Raw genomic sequence first — 309 nt, forward strand, 5'->3', positions numbered from 1 at the left:
ATCGGCGACAACATCACCGGTGGCTATCAGAAGGCTCAGGGCGCAGTCGGCACGCTCGCGGCCATCAGCCGGCAGAAGGAAGCCCTCGACAAGGGCGTGCTCTCGGGATCGGGCGCGGACTGGCGCACTCAGGCGCAGGCCATCGGGGCGCAGCTTCTAGGGATCGATCCTTCGAGCCTCAACGCCTCGTACAGCTTCGATGCTGCCCCGACTCAGAAGCAGGCCGAGTTGGCGCAGGCCGGCTCCCAGGCGGGTCACACGACGAAAATGGCTTTGCAGCCCGGTAAGGCCATTGCGGGTGGGTACCGG

The 309-nt window shown here is 66.3% G+C and carries 1 protein-coding gene; it reads left to right on the plus strand.

Annotated features, from left to right (window positions below):
• On the plus strand, window positions 1-309 hold a 309-nt coding region (locus MKK63_RS25785; RefSeq protein ID WP_244006702.1), incomplete at both ends, for a hypothetical protein.

This window comes from Methylobacterium sp. J-088, from assembly GCF_022829295.1.
In the GTDB taxonomy this organism is placed as follows: Bacteria; Pseudomonadota; Alphaproteobacteria; order Rhizobiales; family Beijerinckiaceae; genus Methylobacterium.